Origin of the sequence: Paraburkholderia sp. RL17-347-BIC-D, from assembly GCF_046027915.1 — a bacterium.
Lineage (GTDB): Bacteria > Pseudomonadota > Gammaproteobacteria > Burkholderiales > Burkholderiaceae > Paraburkholderia.
On the sequence record NZ_JARESS010000001.1, the window covers coordinates 644409 to 671222 of the forward strand.

23 protein-coding genes, 1 pseudogene and 1 riboswitch are annotated in these 26814 nt (G+C 60.4%); of the genes and pseudogenes, 13 read left to right on the forward strand and 11 right to left on the reverse strand.

What is annotated here, in order from left to right:
• Positions 1 to 73: 73 nt before the first annotated feature.
• A complete protein-coding gene (locus P0D96_RS02995; protein ID WP_408311510.1) occupies positions 74 to 664 on the reverse strand; it encodes a TMEM165/GDT1 family protein in 591 nt (196 codons plus the stop codon).
• A 9-nt stretch (positions 665 to 673) separates the two neighbouring features.
• A riboswitch (yybP-ykoY riboswitch) is annotated at positions 674 to 856 on the reverse strand.
• Between the two features lie 490 nt (positions 857 to 1346).
• Here P0D96_RS02995 and P0D96_RS03000 point away from each other — a divergent pair.
• Complete coding sequence (locus P0D96_RS03000) at positions 1347 to 3578, forward strand: TonB-dependent receptor (RefSeq protein ID WP_408311513.1); 2232 nt, start codon at positions 1347 to 1349, stop codon at positions 3576 to 3578.
• Between the two features lie 238 nt (positions 3579 to 3816).
• On the opposite strand, the gene andR is transcribed toward P0D96_RS03000, so the two are convergent.
• On the reverse strand, positions 3817 to 4776 hold the full coding sequence (gene andR / locus P0D96_RS03005) for an anthranilate 1,2-dioxygenase regulatory protein AndR (protein WP_408311516.1): 960 nt from the start codon (positions 4774 to 4776) through the stop codon (positions 3817 to 3819).
• A 203-nt stretch (positions 4777 to 4979) separates the two neighbouring features.
• Between andR and andAc the strand changes: the two genes are divergently transcribed.
• From andAc to P0D96_RS03025, 4 genes are read left to right on the forward strand one after another with little or no spacing between them, the layout of a single operon-like run.
• Complete coding sequence (gene andAc, locus P0D96_RS03010) at positions 4980 to 6251, forward strand: anthranilate 1,2-dioxygenase large subunit AndAc (protein WP_408311691.1); 1272 nt, start codon at positions 4980 to 4982, stop codon at positions 6249 to 6251.
• An 18-nt stretch (positions 6252 to 6269) separates the two neighbouring features.
• Entirely contained in the window at positions 6270 to 6746 is a 477-nt protein-coding gene (gene andAd / locus P0D96_RS03015; protein ID WP_408311519.1) for an anthranilate 1,2-dioxygenase small subunit AndAd, read from the forward strand.
• Between the two features lie 12 nt (positions 6747 to 6758).
• Entirely contained in the window at positions 6759 to 7088 is a 330-nt protein-coding gene (andAb, locus tag P0D96_RS03020) for an anthranilate 1,2-dioxygenase ferredoxin subunit AndAb (protein ID WP_408282472.1), read from the forward strand.
• 27 nt (positions 7089 to 7115) lie between these two features.
• Positions 7116 to 8324, forward strand: coding sequence for an NAD(P)/FAD-dependent oxidoreductase (locus P0D96_RS03025; protein ID WP_408311522.1), 1209 nt, complete (start codon positions 7116 to 7118; stop codon positions 8322 to 8324).
• Between the two features lie 269 nt (positions 8325 to 8593).
• Here the strand turns inward: P0D96_RS03025 and P0D96_RS03030 are convergent, their stop codons facing one another.
• From P0D96_RS03030 to P0D96_RS03040, 3 genes are read right to left on the reverse strand one after another with little or no spacing between them, the layout of a single operon-like run.
• Positions 8594 to 8983, reverse strand: a complete 390-nt coding sequence (locus P0D96_RS03030) for a CDGSH iron-sulfur domain-containing protein (protein WP_408311694.1) — start codon at positions 8981 to 8983, stop codon at positions 8594 to 8596.
• On the reverse strand, positions 8883 to 9131 hold the full coding sequence (locus tag P0D96_RS03035) for a CDGSH iron-sulfur domain-containing protein (RefSeq protein ID WP_408311525.1): 249 nt from the start codon (positions 9129 to 9131) through the stop codon (positions 8883 to 8885). Before P0D96_RS03035 ends, P0D96_RS03030 begins: the two co-directional genes overlap by 101 nt.
• Positions 9132 to 9176: 45 nt before the next feature.
• A complete protein-coding gene (locus P0D96_RS03040) occupies positions 9177 to 9695 on the reverse strand; it encodes a flavin reductase family protein (RefSeq protein WP_408311528.1) in 519 nt (172 codons plus the stop codon).
• 318 nt (positions 9696 to 10013) lie between these two features.
• Between P0D96_RS03040 and P0D96_RS03045 the strand changes: the two genes are divergently transcribed.
• Entirely contained in the window at positions 10014 to 10901 is an 888-nt protein-coding gene (locus P0D96_RS03045) for a LysR family transcriptional regulator (RefSeq protein WP_408311531.1), read from the forward strand.
• Between the two features lie 356 nt (positions 10902 to 11257).
• Positions 11258 to 12337 (forward strand): porin, encoded by a 1080-nt coding sequence (locus P0D96_RS03050; RefSeq protein ID WP_408291270.1) that lies wholly within the window; start codon positions 11258 to 11260, stop codon positions 12335 to 12337.
• Between the two features lie 83 nt (positions 12338 to 12420).
• On the opposite strand, the gene P0D96_RS03055 is transcribed toward P0D96_RS03050, so the two are convergent.
• Both P0D96_RS03055 and P0D96_RS03060 read right to left on the reverse strand, forming a co-directional pair.
• A complete protein-coding gene (locus P0D96_RS03055; RefSeq protein ID WP_408176847.1) occupies positions 12421 to 12795 on the reverse strand; it encodes a cupin domain-containing protein in 375 nt (124 codons plus the stop codon).
• Positions 12796 to 12924: 129 nt separating this feature from the next.
• Complete coding sequence (locus tag P0D96_RS03060; protein WP_408311534.1) at positions 12925 to 14154, reverse strand: MFS transporter; 1230 nt, start codon at positions 14152 to 14154, stop codon at positions 12925 to 12927.
• 434 nt (positions 14155 to 14588) lie between these two features.
• Here P0D96_RS03060 and P0D96_RS03065 point away from each other — a divergent pair, with 434 nt between their 5' ends.
• Positions 14589 to 16982 carry a putative bifunctional diguanylate cyclase/phosphodiesterase gene (locus P0D96_RS03065; protein ID WP_408311537.1) on the forward strand — a complete coding sequence of 798 codons (2394 nt, stop codon included), beginning with the start codon at positions 14589 to 14591 and terminating at the stop codon, positions 16980 to 16982.
• Positions 16983 to 17014: 32 nt separating this feature from the next.
• Here P0D96_RS03065 and P0D96_RS03070 read toward each other — a convergent pair whose 3' ends face one another.
• Positions 17015 to 17755 carry a hypothetical protein gene (locus P0D96_RS03070; protein WP_408311539.1) on the reverse strand — a complete coding sequence of 247 codons (741 nt, stop codon included), beginning with the start codon at positions 17753 to 17755 and terminating at the stop codon, positions 17015 to 17017.
• A gap of 383 nt (positions 17756 to 18138) precedes the next feature.
• Between P0D96_RS03070 and P0D96_RS03075 the strand changes: the two genes are divergently transcribed.
• The 3 genes from P0D96_RS03075 to ilvD all read left to right on the forward strand — a co-directional run bounded on the left by P0D96_RS03075 (position 18139) and on the right by ilvD (position 22084).
• Complete coding sequence (locus P0D96_RS03075) at positions 18139 to 18921, forward strand: anti-sigma factor family protein (protein WP_408311542.1); 783 nt, start codon at positions 18139 to 18141, stop codon at positions 18919 to 18921.
• 20 nt (positions 18922 to 18941) lie between these two features.
• Positions 18942 to 19949: a DUF1571 domain-containing protein gene (locus P0D96_RS03080; protein WP_408311545.1), complete on the forward strand. Its 1008-nt coding sequence runs from the start codon at positions 18942 to 18944 to the stop codon at positions 19947 to 19949.
• A 272-nt stretch (positions 19950 to 20221) separates the two neighbouring features.
• Entirely contained in the window at positions 20222 to 22084 is a 1863-nt protein-coding gene (gene ilvD, locus P0D96_RS03085; protein ID WP_408291281.1) for a dihydroxy-acid dehydratase, read from the forward strand.
• A gap of 49 nt (positions 22085 to 22133) precedes the next feature.
• Here the strand turns inward: ilvD and P0D96_RS03090 are convergent, their stop codons facing one another.
• On the reverse strand, positions 22134 to 23339 hold the full coding sequence (locus tag P0D96_RS03090) for a tyrosine-type recombinase/integrase (protein ID WP_408291283.1): 1206 nt from the start codon (positions 23337 to 23339) through the stop codon (positions 22134 to 22136).
• A gap of 193 nt (positions 23340 to 23532) precedes the next feature.
• Here P0D96_RS03090 and P0D96_RS03095 point away from each other — a divergent pair, with 193 nt between their 5' ends.
• The gene (locus tag P0D96_RS03095; protein ID WP_408311548.1) at positions 23533 to 24570 is read left to right on the forward strand and encodes a DNA-binding protein; all 1038 of its coding nucleotides are present in this window, start codon (positions 23533 to 23535) and stop codon (positions 24568 to 24570) included.
• A gap of 34 nt (positions 24571 to 24604) precedes the next feature.
• Here the strand turns inward: P0D96_RS03095 and P0D96_RS03100 are convergent, their stop codons facing one another.
• Both P0D96_RS03100 and P0D96_RS03105 read right to left on the reverse strand, forming a co-directional pair.
• The gene (locus tag P0D96_RS03100; RefSeq protein WP_408176858.1) at positions 24605 to 25471 is read right to left on the reverse strand and encodes an SDR family oxidoreductase; all 867 of its coding nucleotides are present in this window, start codon (positions 25469 to 25471) and stop codon (positions 24605 to 24607) included.
• 110 nt (positions 25472 to 25581) lie between these two features.
• The gene (locus P0D96_RS03105; RefSeq protein ID WP_408311551.1) at positions 25582 to 25968 is read right to left on the reverse strand and encodes a DUF4865 family protein; all 387 of its coding nucleotides are present in this window, start codon (positions 25966 to 25968) and stop codon (positions 25582 to 25584) included.
• Here P0D96_RS03105 and P0D96_RS03110 point away from each other — a divergent pair.
• Positions 25947 to 26576: pseudogene (locus P0D96_RS03110) on the forward strand (aliphatic sulfonate ABC transporter substrate-binding protein); the annotation flags it as partial. The gene P0D96_RS03105 and the pseudogene P0D96_RS03110 sit on opposite strands and share 22 nt — an antisense overlap.
• Between the last annotated feature and the right edge of the window lie 238 nt (positions 26577 to 26814).

A 26814-nucleotide genomic window follows, 5' to 3' on the forward strand; every position in this document is an offset into this window, starting at 1 on the left:
CTGTGATCTTCGAGGGCATCTCAGGCGACCGCGGACGGCACGCGCCTCGATCATACAAAAGCAACCCTTCGACCTAGAACAGCGGGTGCTCGTGCGGATACAGCGCCGTCCTGAGGGCAAAGCCACCGAGGACAACGAAGATGACGGCGGCCAGAATGTGGACCGCCTTGGTTGGCAGACGGTCGGCGAACTTGTGCCCCAGGTAGATGACGGGCACGTTTGCCAGCATCATGCCGAGCGTGGTGCCGGCGACCACCCCGAAGAACTCGTGAAATCGCGCAGCCAGAGCGATCGTTACGATCTGCGTCTTGTCACCCATTTCGGCCAGAAAGAACGTTAGAGCCGTGGTGCCGAACACACCCATCGGATGCCTGGTCGACACCGCCTCGGCACCGTCGAGCTTGTCGGGAATCAGAATCCAGACGGCCATGACGGCAAATGATGCGACGACCGCCCAGTTCAGGATCGTGGGGCTCAGAACGCTCGCAAGCCATGCCCCCAACGCGCCGGACGCCGCATGATTGACGAGCGTTGCGATAAAGACGCCGAGAATAATCGGAATGGGCTTGCGATATCGGGCAGCGAGCACCAAGGACAGCAGTTGGGTCTTGTCGCCGATTTCGGCTAGGCCGACCACGCTGGTCGAAACGAGGAACGATTGCATAGGTTGTGGGCCGGGCCGCGCAATAAGTACGCGATGACGCGCATTCCGGCGACCCGGTCAGGTCGGAATGCGCGTCATCGGTCTTGCCAGGCATAGTGCTGTGCACGCCATGGCGGTCTGTCGACCACCAAGTATGTTGACGGGCACCCTCGAACATTGCGCTCGAGGCGGCTACTCCCCAATGAGAGGGGCGATTCTACAGTGTCCTGGCCCGGTAACGCAAATCGTCAGCTTTCCGAAAGCGGGTGCGTCGAGATGGAACGGCGTGAGGTTACGAATGCGGAATCTGGCAGACGGAGGCAAGGGCGCCAGGTAAGGGCGAGCATCGGGGCCGTTGTAACCGACTGTAATGGCTGGCGCTCGTCCAGCGGGAATAAAAATTCGACCGATACCGTTCACAGGGAGCCGTCATGGTTCCCTTTCGCTTTGTCAGCCAGACGCGGGCAAGAGCGGGCGACGAGTTGCAACGGCACGAAGTGGACTTCCACGGCAGATTCCGACGACGGGGGTCTCAACCTTGAATAACAGGAAGAAAAATCAGATTTTTTATGAATATAAATCGTAATGATTTGCATTCTGAAGAAGGCTTTCTATGCGGACGCGCTTGCGTTGGCAGCCGGTACGTAGAGGCGCAAGCGGGGTCGCGAACCGGCAACAGACAAATGAGACAGGAGAATGAAACGTGAAGAAAGTGGGTGTCCGAAGGTTTGGGAAAAGGGCGAGCGTGGGACTGACCAGTTCACTTATTGCACTGACGCTGGCGCATTCGGCTGCGGCACAGGACTCACTGCCATCGGGCGGCGAACAGGACGGTATCGCCGACGCGCCGACACTGCCGCCCGTACAGGTTCGCGCGGCAACACCCGGGCAGGTCGTTCAGGACGATAACGTGAACGACCCCGACCAGGTTGCCGCCGTAAGCAAGACAGGAACCGCGCTCAAGGATTTGCCGGCAAGCGTGCAGGTGATCCCGCGCGCGCTGATGACCGAGCAGGGCGCGACGATGCTTCGGCAAGGCGTCAGCAACGCCAGCGGTGTGAATGTCGGTGGTCAGGATACGAAGGGCTATTACGACCATTTTCTGATTCGCGGCCTGAACGCGCAGATCTACAACGACGGATTCTCCGACGGAGACCTTTTGGGCGGCATCTCGCATTCGTTGAACGGCGTCGAGCGCATCGAGATTCTGGAAGGCCCGGGGTCGGCGCTGTTCGGCAGTGGCCCGCCGGGAGGCACGATCAATATCGTCCACTACACGCCATCTTCCGACTTCCACTACGGCGGCAATATACAGTCGGGCTCGTTTGGCACGATCTCCGGTAGCGGCTACGTGACGGGACCAACAGGAATATCTGGGTTGAACTATCGGGTCGATGCAACCGTATCGCGTTCCGATGGATTCCGCGACCTGGCGAGCCGTGACGAGGAAATCAGACCCGCCTTCGAATGGAAGCTCGACAATCACAAGATCAATTTCTCACTCGATGCGCGCGACATTCACGAAACGCCTGACTCGTATGGTCTGATCTATTTTCATGGCTCACCCATCACGAACGTATCAATCGATTCGAAGTATTCGACGCCCTTTGCGTTCGCACGCGGCAACTACGTCCGCCCGACGCTCACCGACGAGTGGAAGGTCAATGACTTTCTGACCATCAATAACCGCTTCTCGTATTTGCACCGAAGCCTCGATGTGCTCGGCAATGGCGATAGCACGAGTACGAAGGTGAGCGGCAGTGAAGTGGTCGGCCGGCAGCTACGGCAGCAGGATGATTCGGATAACAGTTTCGACTATCAGCTGGAGCCGGTGTGGCGGTTTGGGACCGGCAGCGTCAAACACACGCTGCTCACGGGATTCGAATATCAGCATCAGACGATCGATACTGAGCGTACCACGGCGGATCTGCCGAACATACCGAACGCATTCGCTCCTGTGCCACCAGAGACGTCGCTCGCCGGGCTGGCGTTTCTTTGCGACGCGAAGCATTCGTGTGATAACGATCACCTGGTTGCAAATTACTACAGCGTTTATGCAACCGATCAGATCGACGTGACCGACAAGCTGAAAGTTCGCGCGGGCGTGCGCAAGGACTGGTGGGACACGTCGCTCACGCCGAATATCACGGTGCCTGGCCGCTTCGACACAGAAGGGCAGCCGCTGGTTGCCGGGGTGACCGACTCACGCAACGATGCGCCGGTGAGCTGGAACATTGGCGTGCTGTACAAGGCACTGCCGTGGATGTCGCCGTACTTTGGCGTGTCGAAGAGTCATCTCGCCAACTTCAACTCCGAAAACACGCAAAATGGAATCGGCGCTCCGGAATCTGCCTTGCAATACGAGGCGGGCATCAAGTTCTCGTTTCTCGACGACCGGTATGTTCTGAATACGGCGTTGTTCGACGTGGAGCGCGATAACGTGGCTGCGCTGACCACGATCAACAATGTGGAAAGCGTCGTCTTCGACAGTCAGAGGACGAAGGGCGCCGAGGCGTCTCTTGACGCAAGCATTACCTCGCAGTGGCACGTCGTCGCCAATTTCACGGCGCAAGACGCGAAGATCACCGACAATCCGCAAGGGGTGGCGTCGGTGGGCAATCATCCGCAAGGCGCGCCTGCATACATTGCGAACCTCTGGACCACATACGACTTTTCCATCGCGGGCCTGCCGGGGTTTCATGTCGGCGCCGGTGTCAACTATGTCAGCAAGACCTATAGCGACATCACGAACGTCAATTCCATTCCGTCGTATGTGATTGCGAATGCCGCGCTTGGCTATGAAACGCGCCGGTGGGGCGTCGACCTCAACATTCACAATCTCACGGATCGGCGCTACTTCATTGCTGCAAATGCTGCCGGAGCGTATGTCGGCGAATCGTTGAGTGCGTTTGTGAACCTTCACGCCAATTTTTGAGCCTTGTGAGTTGTCGGCCGGTGAAGTCGCGGGCGCTCAACTGGATTCATGAATAGACGTTGAGACAGTGACGCGGTTTGCGTCACCAGTCACGTTCGCGGTCGCGAGCGGTCACCCGGATTAGCTCACGGGTGACCGCCGCAAGGACTGGAGAAAGCCTTCCTCGCGCCGAGTAGTCAGTCGGAACCTGGGGCGGCACTGATCCTTGCGACCGCCACGACCTTTATCATCCCTGGAGTTACATCCGCCGCGCGAGCGTATCGGACGGTGATTCGCCGAATCGTTTCCTGTACTCGATCGAAAATCGCCCTAAGTGCATGAAGCCGCAATCCAGCGCGACGTCTGAGACATGGACGTCGGCTGTCGCTTCACGAAGAATCGTATGCGCCTTGTCGAGACGTATTTGTCGTAGATACTGCGTGGGACTGATGCCCCGGAACTGCTGGAAGCCATCACGCAGTGTCCGCTCGGCCAACCCTAGCGCCATTGCCATATCCGGCAGTCTCAAGACCTCTCCGCAATGTTCGCGCATGTAATCCTCGGCCCGCTTGACGAAGCCTGGCGACGCCGTCCGACGATTCGGCGCAGGCGCCGCGGTTGTGTGACCTGGCGTCAGCAACTCCAGCAGTAGTCGACCCATTTGCCTGCCAACGCCATCATTCTTTCGAGCCAGATCGAGCAGAGTCGAGGAATTGGCAATCAGATTGAGTTGCTGCATCCAGCCTCCAAGTGCCGGGCTGTCGACGTGAATGTGCGAGCCGAGGCCGAGGCGCGCGGACCACGCTTGAGTGCCTGGCAGATCAGTGTCAATGCGCAGAATGAACTGCTCGCAATCCGGCGAAAGAACGGCGTCGAACGGCTCGCCCGCCGCACATAGCACCGCGTTCGACTGATCCACGCAGACAGTTCGCCCTCTTGTCCGTACTTTCGCCTGACCGGTGACGCAAAACATCAACAGGTGATAGCCGTCAACCGCTTCGACATCAACGCGCATCGCGGTTCCGAACGCAATGGTGCCGATCCCGACGCCGCCGAGCCTGACAAAGTCCATATGCGAGAGGCCAGCCTTTGCGCCAGAGGGCACGAGAAGGTGGGGCTGCATCACACGGGAGATGCGCTCACGCGTTTCATCGAGATCAGCGGATTCGAAGAGTCTGAATTCGCGCAAGGCCGGCGCGCTAAACGGAGACGTGAGCATGACTAACCGATAGGTAAGTGCTGCAATGATTCAACTGTGGAAGTGTGGCTTAAAAATGGCCACGGCGAAACACGATTCACCCTTCCCGACGAAACGTGCCGAAAATGGATAGCGCATCCAGTTCCCACCGGAAACGGATAGCGAATGCTTTTTGGCAGCGTCAGCATACCTCCATGGCGATATTCCAAACATGGAGAAGCATGATGCAAACGACTGAGATACCCCTGCGGCCGGCCGCCGAGCTGGACGATGATTTCGTCAGATTTCCGCACACTGACGGCTCGCGTGTCCCGTACAAGGTGTTCAGCTCTCAAGCGGTATTCGAACGGGAGCAGGCACGGATTTTCCGCGGCCCGACATGGAACTTTGTGGCCCTCGAGGCTGAGATTCCGAATATCGGCGACTTCAAGAGCACGTTCGTCGGCGATACGCCGGTTGTCGTTACCCGCATGGAAGACGGCGTGGTTGCTGCGTGGGTCAATCGCTGCGCGCATCGAGGTGCGATGGTTTGCCGAAAGGCGCGCGGCAACGCGACGTCGCACACCTGCGTCTATCACCAGTGGAGTTTCGACAACGGCGGCAATCTGCTCGGCGTTCCATTTCGCCGCGGGCAAAAAGGCATGTCCGGGATGCCCGCGGACTTCGATCCGAAGGCGCACAGTCTGAAGCAACTGCGTGTCGAGACCTATCGCGGCCTCGTATTCGCCACGTTCAGCGACGAAGTGGCTCCGTTGCCGGAATACCTTGGCAATGAAATGCGCCCGTGGATCGACCGCATCTTCCACAAGCCCATCGAATATCTCGGTTGCACGCGCCAGTTCTCCAGATCGAACTGGAAGCTCTACATGGAGAACGTGAAGGATCCGTACCACGCGAGCATGCTGCATCTCTTTCACACCACCTTCAACATCTTCCGCGTGGGCATGAAGGCGCGCTCGATCCCGGATGCGAATCATGGCCTGCACAGCATCATTACGGTGACGAAAACAGAGGACGACACGTCGAGCGCGTACAAGCAGCAAAACATCCGCTCGTTCGACGAGGGCTTCGCGCTGGAAGATGATTCGATTCTTGCGCTCGTTTCCGAATTCGAAGAAGACACAACCAATCACATCCAGCCGATTTTCCCGCAACTGGTGATCCAGCAGATTCATAACACGCTGGTTGCACGTCAATTGCTGGCGAAGGGGCCGGACAGCTTCGAGCTGATTTTCCACTTCTTCGGCTATACGGACGACACCCCCGAAATGCGTGCGCTGCGCATCAAGCAGGCCAACCTCGTCGGGCCGGCAGGGTACATCTCGATGGAGGATACGGAGGCCACCGAACTCGTGCAGCAAGGTACGGTGCGCGACGCCGACGCGACCTCGGTCATCGAGATGTCGCGTGGAAATCCCGATCAGCAGGACACGGTCATTACGGAAAGCCTGATCCGCAAATTCTGGGTCGGCTATCAGAAGCTCATGGGTTATTGAATCAAGGGGTGTCGAGAGATGGAACAGGAAACACAACTTTGGATTGACCTCCATATGCTGCAAAGCCGCTACGTCAACGCGCTGGACAATGATCGGCTCGAAGCCTGGCCCGACTTCTTCGTCGAGGACTGCTTGTACGAGATCGTTCCCCGCGAGAATGACGACGCCGGCTTGCCAATCGGCATCATTCACTGCACGAATCAGCGCATGTTGCGCGATCGGGTCGTTTCGCTGCGTAACGCAAACATCTTCGAAGAGCACTCCTACCGTCATATGACGTCCGGCTTGACGGTCCTCGAGCAATCCGCAGATGAAGTACGCACGGAGAGCAGTTACGTCGTCGTTCAAACGCTGACAAACGGTGAGTCGTTCGTCTACCAGGCGGGTCGTTATCTTGACCGCGTGGTTCGGACGCCCGAGGGCTGGCGCTACGCTGAAAAGCGTGTGATCTACGACACGTCGCGGGTACGGACGCTGCTCGCAACGCCGATCTGAATGGGGGTTTGAATGTCGGAAATTATGCAGTGGGTTGACGTGGGCGCGACGAGTGACTTTGCGGAGGACGAGCCGGCTCAGGTTGCCGTCGGCGCGCATCCGGTAGCGGTGTTCCGCGCCGATGGCGAATGGTTTGCCCTGCACGACCTGTGCTCTCATGGTCATGCGCGCCTGTCGGAGGGATTCGTCGAGAACGGCTGCGTCGAATGCCCGCTTCACCAGGGGCTGATTGACCTGCGTACGGGTGCACCGTGCTCTGCTCCGATTACCGAACCGGTTCGCACGTATCCGATTCGGGTGGTCAATGGTCGAGTGGAAATCGGCAGTAGCGGAACAGAGTGACGGTCGGGCAACTGCGGGAGCTGAGCTATGCAGAATCAAAATCTTGTTATTGTCGGTGGCGGTCAAGCCGGCCGCAGGGCGGCGGAAGTGTTGCGCGAGCGCGCGCCCGACGCGCGCATCTGCATTATTGGTGATGAAACCCATCTGCCGTATGACCGGCCGTCGCTTTCGAAAGATGCGCTGCTCGACGCAGAGCGGGAGCGGCATGCGTTCATTCGAAACGTCGATTACTACCGCAGCCAGCGTATTGAAGTGCGGCTGGGACTGACAGTCACGGCCATCAATCGCGCGGACAGGTTGCTCACCTTGAGCGATGGTTCGGAGATCGCTTACGACCGTCTTCTGCTGGCGACCGGATCGCGTGTCCGCAAATTGCAAGGTGGCCCCGTGCATTACCTGCGCACGCTCGACGACGCCCGGAATCTGAGAATGCGGCTCGCACAAGGGGCGCGAGTCGTGATCGTGGGAGGCGGATTCATTGGACTGGAGGTCGCGGCAACCGCCATCGGCCGAGGATGCGCAGTGACGCTCGTCGAGCCGGCTGACCGGCTGCTCAAGCGCTCGATGCCGCCGGAAGTCAGCGAGTTCATGCGACAACTCCACGTTAGTCGCGGCGTGGAATTTCGCCTTGGAGCGCAGGTCACGGATATCCGGCAGGCGCTCGACGGTTCGGTGCGCGTTGCAACGGGCGAAGGTGAACTGTTCGCGGACGTAGTCGTGGCCGGCATTGGTGTAGTGCCGAACACGGAGCTGGCTCAGCAGGCCGGACTCGAGGTTAGAGATGGCATCGTGGTCAACGACGAATGCCGCACATCCGACCCGGACATTTTCGCTGCCGGCGAGGTCACGCAGCACTTCGTCACCTCGATCGGACGTCACGTGCGTGTCGAATCCTGGCAGGTCGCGGAGAAGCAGCCGGCAGTGGCGGCCGCCAACATGCTCGGTGCGACCGAGCGCTATGATGAAACGCCGTGGCTTTGGTCGGATCAATACGACTGTAATGTGCAATCGCTTGGCACTTTCGAAGGTGCTCATACGGTGGTCCTGCGCGGTGCGATTTCCGATGGCACTTTCAGCATGATCGGCCTCAATGACGCCGGCAATGTACGGGCCGCGGTAACGGTCGACAATGGCAAGGACATGGCCATATTCGTAAGAATGGTCGCTGGTGGTCCGGTAGACGCGAATCAGTTGGCCGATACGTCCGTCTCGCTTCGCTCGCTACTCAAGCGATAGCTGCCTACGGTGTTTCTCGAGAGGCCGATCTTGCGGAATGCAAGGTTGGCCTCTTTTCGCTCTCATTGTCCGCGAACGAAATTATTGTGTGTAGTCTGGGGGAATGCGGATCGTGTGCGGTAGGCGGCCAGTGCTGCGACTGGCTCTCCACTTGATGCAGGCTCGGTCATTTCGAGCGTGGCCGCCGCAGACGGTGACAGCGAGTTCAAAGCTCGAGGCAGAATCTAGTCCACCGGATTCACCGTCATTAAGTTCGAGAACGCCTTGGTTCAGCCAGGGTTCGATTCACCCACATGCTCGTTCGGAGCAGGCGGGCTGGTTTCCGTTCGAACAGGTGCGGCGGCCGCGGCGCATCCCGACCACCGTTGCGCCCGATGCGCACCATCGCAATAGGGCTTGCTCTCCGAGTGCCCGCATCGACAGAGACTGAAGATGCCACTGTTCGGAAAGCGATTGCCCAACGCGTCGACGATTTCAAACTCGCCGACCAGATGAAGCGGGCCGGCGTCCATGATTTGACCTTTGACGATAGACATAGCAGTGCCAAGTGGAACCTGATTATTGCGGAGCGACGCTGGTATTCGACGTCGGAGCGGAGCCGGCTTCGCTTTGCGGTGCTCTCGGAGAGCTCGCGAAGCCGGCAGTCTCGTGCGATGCATCACAGAACGGTAGCCGCGTTGACAGGCCGCATCGGCATAACGTGTAGACCTTGCGAGCGCGTACGATCTGCCCGTTGTCATCCACAAGTTCGAAGTCGCCCGTCAGTTGCATGGGACCGTTGTCTACTATTTGAACCCTGTTCGTCATGGAGAATGTCCGCTGTGTCGTAGTAAGTGACGTCGCTTGCCGCTATCAATCGGATTTACCGACGGCTTGCAGGTCCGGATGGACGGCTTCCACCGGCTGACCCAGCGAATAGAAAGCCCCGCGATTGCAAACTAGCGGTCGATCATCCGTGCGGTGAATCTGCAATGCTTCGCCAACCAGAATGGTGTGGTCACCGCCTTCGTATGCGGCCCAGCGACGGCATAGAAACCAGCCCATGGTCCCGGTGAGAATAGGCGTGTCCGCGATCCATTCATGCGGAGGATCCCAGCGCTCGGGTATCCGGTTAGCGAAGTAGTGGCCGTGAAAGCCCTGATTTTCAGCCAGAATGTTGATTGCGTAATAGTTGTCGCTCGACAGAAACGCATGCGACTTCGCAGTCTTCGCGATACTGACTGCTACCAGCTGGGGGTCGATTGAAACGGCTGCAAATGAACTCGCGGTCATAGCGTGCATGCCGCCCTGGCCGTCAGGCATGGAAACGACGGTGACGCCCGTCGTAAAGGCTCGGAGTCCTTTGCGGAACTCTTCGGGATCGATCTTCAACACTAGCCTCGTAGGTGGGGTTTGTGGGAACGCGCGCCTGCATACGCTGGTCAAGTCCTATCGTTGCACTCGCCGGTCGCGATATCAAGACGAAGCCGTGAAACGTCACGTTCCATGCGGGGAACAAGGTAGCGAGCGAATGCAGATGCGAACGGTTGAGCAGCGCTCTCAAAGAGTGCTGGAAATCCCGGTTTGACAGATATTTTTGTCACCGCTACAAGTCGATAGGTAAGGAATGAACTGCAGTTTGCCGAGTGGAAAGCATTTTGTTGCAATCGGGAACGGCGTCAGCATCAACGGTTCGGCATCCAGAAACCTATGATTGAACTCATCGACATTCGCGTATTTTCGAAACTCTCCGAGTTGATGAGCTTCAGTGCGGTAGCCCGGGTGCTGGCGATGCCGAAATCTTCAGTCAGCCGGTCTCTGTCGCGGCTTGAGGAGCATCTGGGCGTGGCGCTGATTATCCGGTCCAATCGCAAGGTGGCGTTAACGGATACCGGTCTGCTGTTCGCCGAGTCCGCAAAGAAGATACTAGACGACGTAGAAGAGGCGGAGGAGAAGGTCGGGCAAGTGCGGCTGACCCCACGAGGACTTCTGCGGGTCAGCTCGCCAGTGACGCCCGGGCAATTCATGATCGCGCCGCTGGTCCCAGCCTATCTCGCGGCCTATCCGGATGTCCAGGTGTCCCTGGAGCTCACCAGCAATAAGATGGAGCCGCTAACGGACGAAATGGATGTCGTCATTCGGACCGGCACACTGGAAGACTCCAGACTGATTGCAAGAAGACTGGGGAGTGCCCGGCTGGTCCTGGTTTCAACTCCTGCTTATCTCCGCAAGAGCGGCACACCTGAGTCGCCGGAAGATCTTCCGGCCCATTTTCTCCTCGACATTGCCGACGGCCCGTCCGAGTGGCGCTTGCGTCGAGCCGAGGAGTTGTCGACCGTCGGCGTCCATCCGCGCTTCTTTGCCAATGACACGAGCACACTCCGGACAGTCTTGTTGTCTGGATCGGGATTGGCCTGGTTGCCTGACTATCTGTGTCATCAAGACATAGCAGATGGCAGATTGGTGCGCGTGATGCCGGATTGGGAAAGAGGCGAGCGGGAGATCAACGCGGTCTTTCCACGGCACCGAACGCTGTCACCCAAAGTACGGTCATTCGTGGACTTTCTGGCCACTCATTTCAGCAGCGAAACGCGGTAGATCTCGCTGCGTTGACCTCCTTCCCCGAGAGGGGAATCCATTCGCTTCGGCGCTCCACGAGTGAAACGTCGCGCCTCGTCTCCACGCGAAATCTGAACGCCGGCTGATCCGCGCACTGGCGTCCTGCGGTGCAAGAAATCTTTTACCGAATCCCATAGGCACGTTCTCGCTAACGCCGTGAAAACCCGGATGACCAGATTCGGAATGTGGTGTTCCAGTCCGGAGCCTTGTGCGCTGAATAATGGCTGGGCACTTTTGAGTCATTGCACGGAGCATGGTACGGCCAACTCAATCAATAGAACGTGCCGTCACGCAAGCAGCGATTTTGTGAAACTCATCGGTACAAGGGGACAAAAGTGAAGTCATGGTTCTATCCAGGCGTTGCAGCTGTTGTTGCAACGGCCACACCCATCTCGCACGCGCAGAGTTCCGTTACATTGTACGGAATCCTTGACGTTGGGATTCAATACACCACGAATCAAGGTGGTCACCATAGTGTGCAGGAGGCCAGCAGCATGATGCGTGGAGACCGATGGGGTCTTCAAGGCCGTGAGGATCTTGGCGGGGGGCTCAGGGCGGTATTCAGGCTCGAAAGCGGGTTTTCGTTGAATAACGGCGTGCTGGGGCAGAGCACAGCGACTGCTCAGAGAATATTCGGGCGCTACGCCTATGTCGGACTGGCAAACGACAAGGTGCAGGTGCTATTCGGACGACAGCCCGATTTCATGCTGGACTACCTGCAGACCACGGCGAATTCCTGGTACGGCACATCGCTGGAATTTCACCCCGCAATCAACGCCAACTTCTTTGGGAACAACGGCAGCAATCCCTCGCTTGATCGCATTGGTGGAGGTGAAGTCGACAGCTCAGTGAAGGCGACGTGGAGCCCTGTGGAGTCGCTCCACTTCGGCGCGATGTACGGGTTCGGCGATGCGCCCGGAATCGGATCGCCCAATAGCACGCAAAGCTATGGAGCGACATGGACGACGACCGGTGCGCTTTTGGGCGCCGTCTACACGACACGGAAGGACAATCTGACGCCGAGCACGCTGCGTACGCTAGGCGTAGGCGGCACGGCATCTTTCGGCGATTTCATCTTCAATGCGCTCTACACCAATTCGAGGTGGACGCTTACCGGCGACGTGGCCGACATCTTCGATGTCGGTGTCCGGTACAACATCACGCCGTTCCAGGTTGTCGGAGCGGAATACACGTTCCTCGACAAGAACAATGGTCCGAAAAATGTCTTCTACGCAAGCATTCGCAGCACATATGGCGTGATCTACGACTACAAATTCAGCAAGGCCACGGATATCTACGTGACCTACGTCTTCCAGCATGCGACGGGTGGGCGTCAGGCTCAGCTATTCGGAATGTCACTTAGCTCGAGTTCCGCGCAGGGCGTCGCGGCAATCGGCCTGCGCCACTACTTCTAGAGACGGTGGCCGCTGCAGACTGAAGACCGCAGCGGCCTGTCTGGGCGCCACGCCCAATCGCCAGCCCCCTCAAACGATCGACCTCAGGTGGTTTCCACCGCCTGCTGCTTGCGGATGCGAGGCGGGTCATAAATGCTAAGCAACATCAACCAGCCCTCGCCAATATTTCGGATCGCATGCACCACGCCGCGCGGAATCCGCACGACTGATCCTGGTTTGACCTGAAAACACTTATCGGCGATGTCAATTTCGCCTTCGCCGTCGAGGATGTAAAACGCGTGGTTATCCTGATCAATATGCAATGGCGAATATCCGCCTGGAGCCACCTTCGCAATATCGATGTTGTAGGCATCGGTGTATTCGGTGCCCAGAATGTTGAAGATGAATTCGTAGCCGCGTGATCCTTCAATCTGATGCGATCTCCACGGCGTATCGAAAGTATGGGTAATGTGGTTCATTCCAGTCCTCTCTTGATGATGGTGGCGCTTTTGCCCAGGCGTGCTGGTCGGAAGTCGAAACATGGCTATTGCAACTTGAAGCGCCATGCGGGCGATGTTTGTCGCCGCATGGCGCAGGTCGCCGGATGATTATTGGCTGACGTGCTCTTTCACAAACAGCATGCAGATCGCGCCCAGCAGCGGGCCCACTGCGAGCGCGGCAAAGGCCATCTGAAATGAGTGGCTAGCCTGAAACACGAGACCTACGACAGCCGGCGACATCGCCGAGCCCGACTGCCAGACCGCATTCGCGATGCCGGCGGCAGAGCCAGCCCGATTGATGCCGCTCTGTTCAGCAACCAGCGTCACCAGCAGCGGGCTGTAGACGAATGCGCCGATACCGACGAACGGAGCCGCGAGACGAAATGCATCGATATCTGAAAGCTGACCGAACGCCAGCAGAACCACAAAGAAGAAGAGAAACGACGCGACTGTCAATGCTTTGCGGCGTCCGCCCAGTTTGTCGGAGAGCCAGCCGATCGACGGTTTGCTGACGAGCCCTGCAACCCCTGCGATCGCCACAATGAACCCTGCTTGCACCGGAACGAGGTGATGTCCTTTGACCATGAGCGAAATCGCCCATGACGCAAAGCCAAGTGTGCCCCAGAACCCGCCGCAGCCGGCGAGCGCAAGCAAAACGAAGTTGCGCGTGAGGAGGGTCCTCAGACGCAACTTTTCCGAGGTGCGTCCCGACAGATGGACGTCGGAATGGATGGAATGGTTGCGGACGATCACCGCAGTCAGGATTGCCAGTATCAGCGCGCAAATACCGAGTCCGTGATAGGTGTTGCGCCAGCCAAGCTGGGTGACGACGCCAGGCAGAACCGCGTTGGTTACGATGACCGCGATGGACGACGCGCTCATCAGCAGACCGACGGCTCTGCCGCGTTCGTGCCGGGTAAACCATGTCGAAACGAGTTTCACGCCGGCCGCGTAGTCGGCGCCCGCGGTGAGCCCCATGATGCATTGCAATACGAGCCCCACAGCTAATGATGGGGTGTACCCGAAGCAGAACGTCGCGACTGCGAGGCCGAAAAGGGAGACCGACAGGGTTGTGCGGCCACCGATCCGATCGGTCGAGACACCACCCACGACATTGGAGAGAACGTAGCCCGCGTAGAACGCCGTGACAAACACACCGAGGGCGGCAATGGGAAGCCCGAGCGACTGTCCTGCGGGAAGTGCCAGCGTTCCCCAGGCGAGGCGGCAGACCGTGCTCAGCATGAGCCCGGCCCACGCGAAAAATAGAATCACCCATCGGAATCGGGCGGCTTCTGCTTGCTCACTACAGCCCGTTGGCGTCGGAATGGCCGCTTGCATACTGTCTCCTCGCTACGATTGTCAGCTCGCTTTCGCGAGCGGGAATGGTGTCTATGATCGTGCGAAAAGCCGGCGAACAAAATCCGTCTACGGCAAAACCATGTTCCCGGCGTGGAACGACAGCGCGAGACCTCCAGAAAATCCGGCGTGTGCCGTAAACAAGCGGTGGTCCGATAAAACGCGGGCCGGAATCAGCGTCGTTCGTCATCGACGCGATTCGGAGTCAAGGAATGAATTGAGTCACGCTCAGGGCCACGACTTCAGGATGCGCGCGTCTTCTCCCAGAAGACCGGCACCTCTGATGGCCTTCCGCCCAGCCTGCTCGAACAGATCAACCCGTCGACGTGACGTTCCACATTGGAGCAATCGTGACCAGAAAGAAAGATACCCAAAGGCGTCGTTACCCGTGGCGAGGCAATTCAGGGGCAGACCCATTGGAGCAGTCGGCGTTGAATGTACCGCCGGCGCGGCGCACCGCAGTATTTGGACTGATCCTCGTTCTGCTGAGCGTGCCGCTTCTGGCCTTCTGGGGAGCCTATGAAAGCTTGAGCGCTGGTTTCGCCGCGCAAGCCGCCAACGAGGCGGATAACGCTTTCGAGGAAGCCCGCTATAGCGTCGCATGGGAGGAGTCGGCCGAACGCAAGTACTTCCTCGACCCACGTCCGGAAGTTCTGCGGGAGCACAGCGAAGCCGGCGCGGCACTGGATGCTTCGCTGAAGAAGGCGATGGTGCTTGAACCCGGCAGCAGCACGATGCTGCTCGGCCTGCTGGAGAAGCACGCGAAGTATCGATCGTTCGCGAAGCCGATGTTCAAGGCCGTCGACGATCACGACATCGCCAAAGCCAATGAGATCGACGAGGATTCCGCCGATCCGCTCTTCGACGATATCGAGCACCAGGTCCTTGCAGCAGCGGCACAGCATCGCGACGATGCGACGACGCAACTCAACCGGCTCGTTGCCGTGCAACGGATCGTTCTGATATCGACCCCGGTGGTTCTGGCGATCGGGGTGGGGCTGACGCTGCTGTTTCTGCAGATGCTGCGGCGAATTCGCAAGAACGCGGACGCGGCGGCCCAGGATGCACTGCGCACGAGCGAACAGCGGCTGCAGGCGCTTGTCGCGAACACGTCGGACGCGATACTCGTTTCCGACATCAATGGGACGGTGACTTACGAGGCGCCGACGCGAAGACCGGATCCGTTGCGGAACATGGGTCAGCTCGTCGGCACCAGTCTGCTCGGTCCGATTCATCCCACTGATCGTCCCGCGCTGGCGGATCTGTTGCAAACCGTGGCGTCGACGGCTCGATCCACGAAGTCCATCGAGATTCGCACGCGAGGCGAGGGCGATAACTGGCGCTATATTCAGCTTACTTTGACGAATCTGCTCGACGAACCGGCGGTCGGTGCGATCGTGGCAACAGCGAGCGACATCACCGAAAGAAAGAACTTCGAGGAGCAACTCGCACGAAGGGCGTTCTACGATACGCTCACCGCGTTACCGAACCGCGCGCTGCTGCTCGATCGGATTGGTCAGGCCGAAGTTCGCGCGCGTCGGCGCAATGCGATGATCGGCGTCGTTTTCATCGACCTGGATAACTTCAAGCGCGTCAATGACAGTCTTGGGCATCACGTGGGAGACCGGCTGCTGATCGCAGCGGCCAAGCGCCTCGAAGGCTGCGTTCGTCCCTCCGATACCGTCGCGCGATTGGGCGGAGACGAGTTCGTCATCCTGCTGGAACACCTCGGCAGTGAAGCAACCAGCGAGGGGACTCTGGTCGCGGACAACATCCTTGCCCAGTTCAGTCAACCGTTCGATCTCGACAACAAGCAGTACATCGTCAGCGCGAGCGTCGGGCTCGCATTCGCGCGCGCCGGCGGTGGCCGCGGCGATGCTGAAACGTTATTGCGGGACGCCGACGTTGCGATGTACCGGGCCAAGAACGGCGGCAAGGGCCGCTATGTGGTTTTCGAAGAAGACATGCACACCGAAGCCGTCAAGAAGCTGGAGATCGAGACGGACCTGCGTTACGCGATCGAGCATCGTGAACTACGCGTGTATTTTCAGCCCATCATGCAGCTTCAGGCGGCAGGGTTCAGTGAAATGGAAGCGCTCGTGCGGTGGCAGCACCCCACGCGAGGTTTGTTGCCACCGTCCGAGTTCATTGCGATTGCAGAAGAAAGCGGCCTGATCATCCCGCTCGGACGATACGTGCTGGAAGAGGCTTGCCAGCAAGTCGCCCGCTGGCAGCAGGAGTTCCCAACCGAGCCGCCCCTGCAGATCAGCGTCAATCTCTCCCCCCGGCAGTTCGATGATCCCAACCTCGTTGCCGACGTGGCGGCGGCGCTGTCCAGTGCTCAGATCGGCGCAGCGGCGTTGAAACTGGAGGTCACGGAAGGTCTGATCATGCGGGATACGGCAAAGAGTATCGAGACGCTCCGAAAGCTGAAAGAGTTTGGCGTAACGATCGCAATCGACGACTTCGGTACGGGTTACTCGTCGCTAAGCTATCTTCGCAAGCTGCCGCTGGATGTGCTGAAGATCGACCGTTCCTTCGTTCAGGGCATCGGCACGAGTGCCGAGGACGACGCCATCGTTCGAGCCGTCATCTCCATGGCGCAGTCTCTTGGCTTGTCCGTCACCGCCGAGGGGATTGAAACGGATGAGCAGGCACGGCTCCTTCGGGAATGGTCTTGCCAGGCGGGACAGGGCTATCTTTTTTCGCGACCTCTGCCAGCGGAAGAGTTCACGACTCTGTTTCGCGCGCGTTCTTCCAGCTCCAGCCGCAGCCATTTAGCGGGGGACGTCACCATGGAATTGCTCTGACTCGCGGGCGTCATGTGGCTCGACCTGTCGGGTCACATCATGCCGCCCGAGCTTCCAATGCCGCCGACCCCGGTCCCACCCGTGCTGTTATTCGGTGATACCGCAATCGGATGTGCCGCTCCCGCCGTGGCCATCAGCGCGACGGCGGCGGCGGCCGGTTCGCCGTTGGCGTCGATGGCGCCGCGAGCGAGGAGGGCTTCGAGATCACTGTCCTCGCCAGGCTGACCGGCAGCGAACGTGGTGGTCAGGAAATTGGGTGCGGACAGCGTAACACCATACGTTTGCTGTAGATTCTGGACGACCGCGGCCTGCGCGGTCAGCACGTCGGTCTGATTCGCGAGCGTCTGCTGGAACTGTGTGTTCACCCCGAAGCCGGCGATCAGTCCGGTTTCATTCGTGCCGAGTTGCGCCGCCAGATACGACACCAGCAGATCCGTCTCCGGCGTGACGCTGTACGTGCCGCCGGCGAATGCAACGGAATGCAACATCGTCACGCCGGAGGTCGCGGAGATCAGGCAGGGCATCACTGCGCCGAGCGTCGCGTGGTAGTTCCCGTTCGCATCCGCCGCAACCGACATCGAGCCCCGTACGCAGTCGATGTTGATCGTCGCGTTCGCAAGCGCCTTGCCGGTTGCCGCGGTGCCGCCGATCGAAACCATCGACGTGCTGCTGCCGCTACCACCACCGCCTCCGCAGCCGGCGACCAACGCGACGGATGCCATCAGCAGCATGCTGCCGACAGGCCGAATGAAATGCTGCTGTCGAATGTTCATCGAAGTCTGCCGTTGGTTCGGACATGCTGTCTAAACGATCCGGTGCGACCGCCTATTCCATCTTTCGCGTAAACCTTCATGCTGAGTAGGCTTGGCGAAATTGACTCGCCTGAGCGGCGGGCGGACCTTTGCGCGATAAACAGATACGCAGCGGCAAACGCTCACTTCATATGATTGGAATAGAGCGCACCATGCGGACGTTTACTCACGGTATTGGCGCCGGATATTTCGAGCCCGTTCTGTGCCGGAACGTCATTCCCGGCTAGAAAGAAGGGGTTATGCCGCGGGCTCCGATTCACCGCGCGTGTGCGTGGATCTGCGACGGACGGCATTCCGTCATCAAGAGGCATCAGGGCAGGGCAGTTGCAACCTGCAAACTAGCCATGAACGACGACCGTGACCGGAGGACTCAAGGCTTGGGTGGTACCGATCTGCGGCCGCTATCGGCGTTTGCCGACAATGAACTCTCCGCGTCGGAGCGCGCAGCCGCGCTCCATTGGCTGGCAACCGACCTGGGAGCGGCCGAACGCGTGGGCGACTACCGCGCGCAAAAAGCCGCGCTGGCAGCATTGTTCAGGGATCCGCGAGACGACGCGCGCTGCATCGTCGTGCGCCGCCGCTTCACGCCGTGGTGGCGGCAGGCTGGCCTCGCGGCCTCCTGCATGGCGATAGGCGTGGCGCTCGGCTCGTCACCCGGTTGGGTGTCGGCGAATTTCGCGGCCGCTCCGCCCGGGTTCGCGGAGCGCGCCGACATCGCTTTCGCGGTGTACGCGCCCGAGCAACGCCACCCCGTGGAGGTCGCGGCGCTGCAACGCGATCAACTGGTCAACTGGTTGTCACGGCGCCTCGATCGACAGTTGACGGTGGCTTCGCTTCGGGAATATGGGTATTCGCTGATGGGCGGCCGCCTGCTGCCCGGCGAGTCCGGGCCTGCCGCACAATTCATGTATCAGAACACGGCAGGTGCCCGGCTCACGATGTACGTCGCAGCGGTTCCAAAGGATGCGACAGCATTCCGCCTGTTTCGTGACGGCAATCGCAGCACGTTCTACTGGGGGAGCCAGGGAACGGGCTGCGCGCTGACCGGTCAACTCTCTGAGGCGCAATTGCGACCCATGGCGATCGACGCATGCAGCATGCTAGGGCAACCCTTCAAACGCCGGTAAACCAGCCACGGATTAAACCCATGACGTTTTGCGGATTTGGCATCTCCAATCATCCGGTACGCCGGCGCACGCTGCCTGCTGCGGGATGGCGGACAGTCGCGCGGACGTTGTTGCATGGGCTCGCCTTGACGTGCCTGATCGTCTCAATGGGCGCGTTCGCCCAATCGACCAGCCCGATTGCGCCGGCTTCATCCGGGACAGCGGCGGAATGCGCGAATGCTGTCGCGTCGGATACCGTGAATGCGGATATCGAGCAGTTCCGGTGTCTCCCGGCTCGCGAACAGGCAGCGTCATTGCGCACGCGGATCGAAAACCACTCGATTCTGTCCCTGACCGACGATCAGATCCTTGCCCTGATGGACGCGATGAAGCCTGAGGCCTTCGTCGAGTACGCGAAGTCCGACATGATTGCCGAAGACGCCTACGAATACAGCATGTTCCGTCAGGAGCGCATATCCGGAAGATGGCCGGAGCGCCCCGATCACATGCTTATCCGCTACCAGCACAGCCCTCGAAAAGTCTACGCAAAATGGCTGCCTGATGGCGCTCATGCGGGCCAGGAGATCCTTTACGACGAAACCACGGACCCGAAAAGCATGTTCGGCCATCTGGGCGGCCGGCTGCGTCTCGTGTCGGGCAAGGTCGCCGTCGACGGCCCGTTCGCGCACGCCCAGTCCCGCCATAGCGTCCGGGATCTCGGCTTGCAGTTCATCGCGCGCACTGTCGAGCACGATGCGCGCAGCTTTCGTGAAGAGGGCCTCAGCGAAAAGCCGGGCCGCATCGAACTCATGAACGCGCACGGCACGCGATTGCTTGCGTGGACATGGACCGCTCCGTCAGGACCGCCCGCGCATTACGCGCCGCGCGTCAGACTGCTGTTCGATCTTCAGCACACCTGGCCCTGTGGCGAAGCCGCGTGGGACGAACAGGGCGGCCTGCTGGAGCTGATCCGCTTCGAAGATGTCGTGCCTCGTCAGTGGAGCGAATCCATTTTCGATCGTGGCAACCCTGAATACGGTTTCCGCTGATGCGCCGCCCGGCGGAACGTTCACGCAACCGCCACTTCCTCGCCTGCGCCGACCGTCCATTAATATCTTTTCCGACTTAATTGCACCGGAAAAATATATTGGACGTCTTAAGCGTCCTCTCGCACTATTCGTACCTTCCCAGCCGCACGCGCACGCGCGCGCCATTGCGGGCCACCCTGCGGCAATCGCCGCGCCGGTCGCCGTTCGCGATGGTGCATGTGGCGGCCTGGGCACAATTCCAATGTCGACGACCCCAATACCTGAGGACACAGATGCCTGACTATCGATCGAAAACTTCGACCCATGGCCGCAACATGGCCGGCGCACGCGCCTTGTGGCGCGCCACCGGAATGAAGGACGGAGATTTCGGCAAGCCCATTATTGCGGTGGTGAACTCGTTCACGCAGTTCGTGCCGGGCCATGTGCATCTGCGCGACCTCGGCGCGTTGGTCGCGAAGGAAATCGAAGCGGCCGGCGGCGTCGCCAAGGAATTCAACACCATTGCCGTGGACGACGGCATCGCCATGGGTCACGGCGGCATGCTGTATTCGCTGCCCTCGCGCGAACTGATCGCCGACTCGGTGGAGTACATGGTCAACGCGCACTGCGCCGACGCCATGGTCTGCATCTCCAATTGCGACAAGATCACGCCGGGCATGCTGATGGCCGCCATGCGCCTGAACATCCCCGTCGTGTTCGTTTCCGGCGGTCCGATGGAAGCGGGCAAGGTCAAATCGCCGACGGACGGCCAGGTGATCGCCAAGATCGACCTGATCGACGCGATGATCAAGGCGGCCGACCCGAAGATCAGCGACGCCGAAGTGGCCGAGGTCGAGCGCAGCGCCTGCCCGACGTGCGGTTCCTGCTCGGGCATGTTCACCGCGAACTCGATGAACTGCCTGACCGAAGCGATCGGCCTGGCGCTCCCCGGCAACGGCACGATCGTCGCCACGCATGCATGGCGCAAGGGCCTGTTCGAGCAGGCCGGCCGCCTGGTGGTGGACCTGTGCCGCCGCTACTATCAGGAAGAAGACGTGTCGGTCCTGCCGCGCAGCATCGCGAGCAAGCAGGCGTTCGAGAACGCCATGGCGCTCGACGTGGCCATGGGCGGTTCGACCAATACCGTGCTGCACCTGCTGGCAGCGGCGCAGGAAGCCGGCGTCGACTTCACGATGTCCGACATCGATCGCATCTCGCGCAAGGTGCCGTGCCTGTGCAAAGCGGCGCCCGCCACCGACAAATACCATATCGAAGACGTGCATCGTGCCGGCGGCATTCTCGGCATTCTCGGCGAGCTGGCCCGCGCGGAGCTGCTCGACCTGTCGTGCGGCAACGTGCATAGCGGCACGCTGGGCAACGCCATCGCCAAGTGGGACGTGGCCGGCGACGCGGGCGAAGAAGCGCAGAAATTCTTCCGCGCGGCGCCGGGCGGCATTCCGACCACCGTTGCGTTCAGCCAGGAAGCCACGTTCGCGTCGCTGGATACCGACCGCAAGACCGGCTGCATCCGTAGCAAGCAGAACGCGTATTCGAAAGACGGCGGCCTCGCCGTGCTTTACGGCAACCTCGCGGACAAGGGCTGCATCGTCAAGACCGCCGGTGTCGACGAATCGCAGTGGATCTTCTCCGGACGCGCTCGCGTCTTCGAAAGCCAGGACGACGCCGTCGAAGCCATTCTGGGCGACAAGGTTGTGGCGGGCGACGTGGTCGTGATCCGTTACGAAGGTCCCAAGGGCGGCCCCGGCATGCAGGAAATGCTTTACCCCACGTCGTATCTGAAGTCCAAGGGATTGGGTAAGACCTGCGCGCTGTTTACCGACGGCCGCTTCTCGGGTGGTTCGTCCGGGCTGGTGATCGGGCACGCGTCGCCGGAAGCTGCGGAAGGCGGCAACATCGGCCTGGTGGAAGAGGGCGATGTGATCGAGATCGACATTCCCAACCGCAAGATGCACCTGGTGGTGTCGGACGCGGAACTGGCGCGCCGTCGCGAAGCCATGGAGGCACGCGGCGACAAGGCCTGGCTGCCGGTGAATCGTGAACGCGTGGTGTCGCAAGCGTTGCAGGCCTACGCCGCGCTGGCGACCTCGGCTGATCGCGGCGCGGTGCGGGATATTTCGCAACTTAAGCGCAAGTGAGATGGGACGGCTCTGGCACCCGCTGCAGGGCGGTCAGGGCCGGCCGGATTCACTTCCCCTCAGGTTTGGAATCGTCCCAGTTCATGCGGTGGCGATCGACTGTTTCGCGATGGCGCGCATCGTCTTCGGTATGGAGGTAAAGACTGGTCGTGTTGAGTGACACGTGGCCCAGATTGTCACGGATCGTCCGCAGATCCACACCGCCGTCTGCTTGATGCGAACCCGCGGTATGTCGAAGCCAGTGCGCCGATGCTCTTTCCAGTTCGTCCGCTCGATCGGCGAACTCGGCGCCTTTGGAGCGCAACCAACTGGCGGCATTGCCAAAAATGCTCTTGATCGCGTCGTGAATGGCGGAGCGGGACAGATTCCGGTTCCGGCCTCTGAATGGAATGACCAACGGTGTTTCTTCGCTCCGGGTGGGCAGAGGCGCCAAACCATTTTCAGTTCGGTAAAGCCGCATTTCCTGAATCAGCTCAGGCGAGGCGGGGACGATGCGCTCCTTGTTCCCCTTGCCGAGCGTTTCAAGCCACCACTGATCTTTGCCGTCAGCGCCTAGCCGGCGGGAAAAGTCGCCCATTTTCCCGCCGGCGACTTCCGATATCCGCATGCCCTGAAGATAGAAAAGCGTCGTCAGCCAGCGGCTACGGGCGTAATACGCCCGCTCATCGGCAGACTCGCGCGGCAGTTGCTCGACAAACACCTTCACTTCATCCCATAGCGACGTCGACAGATAGCGCGTCACTCGGGGCGCGGAGCGTTTGGCGCGCTGTCGAAGCAGCGCCATGGGATTGCCGCGCAGATAGCCGGCGTTGACCAGCCACGTGAACATCGCGTTCAGGATGATCAGCGCCTGACGCTGGCTGGCCGGCGACAGCGGCCCATTGAACGGACGCCAGCGCTCGTCGCCGCGGGGAAATTTGCCGCCGGTGGCCGAAACCCAGCGCGCCGCCGGCTGCGGATCGACGAGAAACCCCTTGAACCGCAGCAGATCCTCATGTGTCAGCGACGACAGCGGCTTGCCGAGTTGCACGACCGCCCACAGCAGCAGCCGCTCGGCTTCCTTGCGGTAGTTGTCGAACGTCGTCTTGGTATCGGCGTAGTTCGACAGCCACGCGCGGACGGCGTCCAGATCGTTGGTGGCCGACAGCTGTGAGCCACCGGCTGCGCCACGGTTGGTGCCGTCACGACCGTCGAGAATTTCGGGAACGACTAGCGATTCGACGGGCTGAACGGTGACGAGTTGAGCATCAGGCACGGTTTTGAAGGTTCCAAAGACGAGATTCTTGCGCGAAAAGCATTCGGCACATCATACGCGACATTATAGTACTAATGTCGTGTAGCGGATACGAGTAAATTGTGTATTCAACGTTATACGTTGTATTATTAACACATTCGGATAATGCAGTCGCCCAAGGATTCCTATGACTCTCGAAACCGACATCGAAGCGTTGCGTGAGCGCGTCCCGGACACGCAGGAGCTTTATCGTGAGGTTTGCGCGCTGATGTTCTTCCGTTACGGAGAAACGCCGACAGCGAACAAGCTCTATCAACTTGTTCGCAAAGGCAGCATGAGCGCTCCGGCGAAAGCCTTGCGGGACTTCTGGACGGAAGTCAGGGACAAGACGCGGGTCGACGTCGGGCAACCAGATTTGCCGCCAGAAGTCGCGAGCGCCGCCGGCGAACTGGCGGCGACGCTTTGGCGGCTATCGGGCGACGCGGCCAATGCGGCGCTGGAAGTCTTCAGGCAAGACGCGCAGCGCGAAACAGCCGAGGCACGCGAACATGCACGAGGATTGGCTGCGGAACGCGACACTGCGATCGCCGCCGCCGAGCAGACGTCCCGCGACGCGGCAGACGTCCGCATTGAAAACGCGAAGCTGCTCGCGCGCCTGGTCGAACTGGAAACCGCCAAAACCATGCTCGCTGATCAGCTCGCGCAGTCCAGAAACGAAAGTGCGGCCGCCGCCACGGCGCTGTCGGAAGCCAGACGGGAATTCGCCGAGGAGTTGAGCAAGCTACGCGTCATGCACAATCAGAGCGAACAGCGCCTCGCCGCGACTGAAAAGCGGGCGCTCCTGGAGATCGACAGCGAGCGGACGGCCGCGCGCCAGACGCGCCAGGAACTGCAGGCCGCTATCGATCGGATGGCCGAGGCGCAGGCCACGCATCAGGCAGAACGAGATCAGCTGCGCGATGCGCTCGCTGCGGCGAAAACCCAGTTGTCGACGTCGATGACACGTTGCGCGAGCGTCGAAGGAGAACTGGCATCACGGGACATTGCGCTCGACGAACAAATCGCGGCGAGCGAACTCCTTCGCAAAAAGCTTGAAGCGCTGTCTCGTCAACTGGTGGAAAGCGGGCGCCCTGCTGCTACGTCCTCACCCTCTTCTCGCCGCCCGTCATCAGCCAGGAGACGGGACGTGCGCCGCGATTTGAAGTTCACGGAAACAGCGGCGGTTCGCAGGTCACCCTCGGAAGGCCAGTGAAATAGCTGACGCAACGTGGTACGCGCGTGTGATCTTAGATAATGGGCGCTCCGCCCGTCACCGCGATCGTTGCGCCCGAGATATAGCTCGCTTCATCGGAGGCGAGCATCACATAGGCGGCGGCCAGTTCGGCCGGCTGCCCCGGGCGTTTCATCGGCACCTGCTCGCCGAATTTCTCGACTTTCTCGCGCGGCATGGTCGACGGAATCAAAGGCGTCCAGATCGGCCCGGGCGCGACACAATTCGCCCGTATGCCCTTCTCCGCCAGCAATTGAGCAAGACCGCCGGTGAAATTCTGAATCGCACCTTTGGTGGTCGCGTAGGCGATCAACCCCGGATTGGGATGATCCGCATTGATCGACGACGTATTCACGATCGACGCCCCTGGCTTCATATACTTCACCGCCGCCCGCGTAATCCTGAACATCGCGCCGATGTTGGTATCGAAAGTCTTGTCCCATTCTTCATCGCTGATGTCTTCGAGCGACGGATAGCTCATCTGATAGGCCGCATTGTTGACCAGCACGTCGAGGCGCCCGAACGCCTCGACGGCTCGCTCGACGATCTCCTTGCAGTGCGCCGGGTTCGTGATGTCGCCACGCAGCAGCAACGCCTTGCGGCCGGCCTCCTCCACCCAGCGCGCGGTTTCGCGCGCATCGTCGTCTTCGTTGAGGTAGGCGATCAGCACGTCCGCGCCCTCACGCGCGAACGCAATGGCGACAGCGCGGCCGATTCCACTGTCGCCGCCGGTAATGATGGCGGCCTTGCCGGCAAGACGCCCTGAGCCCTTATACGATTGCTCGCCGTGATCCGGTTGCGGCTTCATGGGCGCGGTTTGCCCCGGCGTCTGGTCCTGCTGCTGGTTTGGAAAAGGTGGCGTGGGACGTTGCGGGTCGGTCATGACGGATCTCCAAAGCGCGGATGAGCATACGCGGCGCGCTAAAAGCACGCGGCGGCTGCCGTAGACGCAGCAACGTTCGGGCCCGCGCGCATCGCCGTACCGAACCGGCGTCAGGCATGCGTGGTGCTCAACGGCGTGGTCGGCACAGCATGCGCGGTTAGCTCCCGCAGACGCGCCAGCCCCGGCGCAGCCAGATAGGCGATTTCATAGCCGACGACACCCTCGATCGCGCGCAGCGGCGCCGAGCTCAGTGTAAAACGCGCGAGCTTCCAGTTGAACGCATCGAGGCCCACGAGCGAGACGACGACATCGTCGCGCGTGGCAAGCCGCGCGTTACGCTCGGCCTCGGCGGCGCTCAACCCGGCGAGATCGACGCCCTCGCCGACCGGCAACTCTTCACGATAGATCGACATCGGGGGCGCGGAATGACCCGCGTGCACGGCAAGCGGCAACCACGTCTGAATCGGCGGACGGCCGAACGTCGCCGATCCGCACACTCGCTGATCTGAAGGGCAAAAAGATCGCCGCCACCAAAGGCACAGATCCTTTTCTATTTACGCTGCGTGCGCTGCATACCGCCGGACTTTCCCGCGACGACGTCGAGATCGTGAATCTGCAACATCCCGATGGACGTGTCGCGCTCGCCAACGGTCAGGTGGACGCGTGGGCCGGTCTCGATCCGCACATGGCCGCCGCGCAGATCGACGACGGCGCGCGCCTCCTGTACCGCAACGTCGACTTCAATACGTGGGGCTTACTCGACGCGCGCGAAGACTTCATCAGCGCGCATCCCGATACGCTGGCGCACGTCCTGACGGTTTACGAAAAGGCGCGCCTGTGGATCGCGGCCCATCCTGAAGAGACCGCGAAAATCGTCGCCGAGGAATCGAAGGTATCGCTGCCGGTGGCGAAACTGCAGTTGAGCCGCAACGACTTCAGCCACCCGCAACCGGGCGCCAGACAACTCGCCGCGCTCAAGGCCGCTGCGCCTATTCTCACGCAGGAGCAACTGGTTAAACCGGACACGAACCTGAACCAGATCATCGACGCGTTGATCGATGCAAAGCCCGCGCAGCCAATTATCGCGGCCGACGCAGGCAAGTAAGCCGACCACACCGCCATGGCTACCGACGATTCACTGTCGCTCGAGGACTCCGCATCAACCGTTCGACGGCATCGCGAAGCGCCACCACGACGCGATCCGCTGAAGACCTGGCGCGTGGCGGGACTTGCGTTGCCGCCATCGACACAGCGAGGCCGCGCGACAGGCGCGACCTGTCGTTGATGAACTGCGCGCGCAGTTGCTGGACGGATTGAACGGGACTGTCGGGCAGCACTGAACG

Bases quoted from the DNA above. Each gene is read 5' to 3' on its own strand.
- P0D96_RS02995 (WP_408311510.1), bottom strand. From the start codon at position 664: ATGCAATCGTTCCTCGTTTCGACCAGCGTGGTCGGCCTAGCCGAAATC.
- andR (WP_408311516.1), bottom strand. From the start codon at position 4,776: ATGCTCACGTCTCCGTTTAGCGCGCCGGCCTTGCGCGAATTCAGACTC.
- andAc (WP_408311691.1), top strand. From the start codon at position 4,980: ATGCAAACGACTGAGATACCCCTGCGGCCGGCCGCCGAGCTGGACGAT.
- andAd (WP_408311519.1), top strand. From the start codon at position 6,270: ATGGAACAGGAAACACAACTTTGGATTGACCTCCATATGCTGCAAAGC.
- andAb (WP_408282472.1), top strand. From the start codon at position 6,759: ATGTCGGAAATTATGCAGTGGGTTGACGTGGGCGCGACGAGTGACTTT.
- P0D96_RS03025 (WP_408311522.1), top strand. From the start codon at position 7,116: ATGCAGAATCAAAATCTTGTTATTGTCGGTGGCGGTCAAGCCGGCCGC.
- P0D96_RS03030 (WP_408311694.1), bottom strand. From the start codon at position 8,983: ATGCATCGCACGAGACTGCCGGCTTCGCGAGCTCTCCGAGAGCACCGC.
- P0D96_RS03035 (WP_408311525.1), bottom strand. From the start codon at position 9,131: ATGACGAACAGGGTTCAAATAGTAGACAACGGTCCCATGCAACTGACG.
- P0D96_RS03045 (WP_408311531.1), top strand. From the start codon at position 10,014: ATGATTGAACTCATCGACATTCGCGTATTTTCGAAACTCTCCGAGTTG.
- P0D96_RS03055 (WP_408176847.1), bottom strand. From the start codon at position 12,795: ATGAACCACATTACCCATACTTTCGATACGCCGTGGAGATCGCATCAG.
- P0D96_RS03060 (WP_408311534.1), bottom strand. From the start codon at position 14,154: ATGCAAGCGGCCATTCCGACGCCAACGGGCTGTAGTGAGCAAGCAGAA.
- P0D96_RS03070 (WP_408311539.1), bottom strand. From the start codon at position 17,755: ATGAACATTCGACAGCAGCATTTCATTCGGCCTGTCGGCAGCATGCTG.
- P0D96_RS03075 (WP_408311542.1), top strand. From the start codon at position 18,139: ATGAACGACGACCGTGACCGGAGGACTCAAGGCTTGGGTGGTACCGAT.
- P0D96_RS03080 (WP_408311545.1), top strand. From the start codon at position 18,942: ATGACGTTTTGCGGATTTGGCATCTCCAATCATCCGGTACGCCGGCGC.
- ilvD (WP_408291281.1), top strand. From the start codon at position 20,222: ATGCCTGACTATCGATCGAAAACTTCGACCCATGGCCGCAACATGGCC.
- P0D96_RS03100 (WP_408176858.1), bottom strand. From the start codon at position 25,471: ATGACCGACCCGCAACGTCCCACGCCACCTTTTCCAAACCAGCAGCAG.